Here is a 392-nt window from a genome sequence, read left to right on the forward strand (position 1 = left end):
GTCCTGCTTGACGCGTGGCGAGACAAACTCGCCGAATTCGGCGATCCAGTGGACGCTTGGGCATCCATCACCAACGACCCAGAGCTCTCCCAGGCATACAAGTGCGCCCGCGGGCACGGAGGCATGGTGCGTGTCTCATGGGAGGAAGCCACCCAGATCATCGCGGCAGCCTACGTGCACACCATCAAGGCCTACGGTCCCGTCCGCATCGCCGGGTTCTCTGTCATCCCGGCCATGTCAATGGTGTCCTACGGAGCCGGCTCCCGGTTCACTGAACTACTCGGTGGCACTATGTTGAGCTTCTACGACTGGTATGCCGATCTTCCCCCAGCCAGCCCTCAGGTATTCGGCGACCAAACCGACGTGCCAGAGGCCGGTGACTGGTTCAACTC

At 61.7% G+C, this 392-nt stretch carries 1 protein-coding gene; it reads left to right on the plus strand.

Going from position 1 to position 392, the window contains the following annotated elements; all coding sequences use genetic code 11:
• Positions 1-392: molybdopterin-dependent oxidoreductase (locus tag J1781_RS00120; RefSeq protein WP_217232986.1), on the plus strand; the 392-nt coding region annotated here is incomplete at both ends.

The sequence above is a fragment of the Rahnella perminowiae genome (genome assembly GCF_019049695.1).
GTDB lineage: Bacteria > Pseudomonadota > Gammaproteobacteria > Enterobacterales > Enterobacteriaceae > Rahnella > Rahnella perminowiae.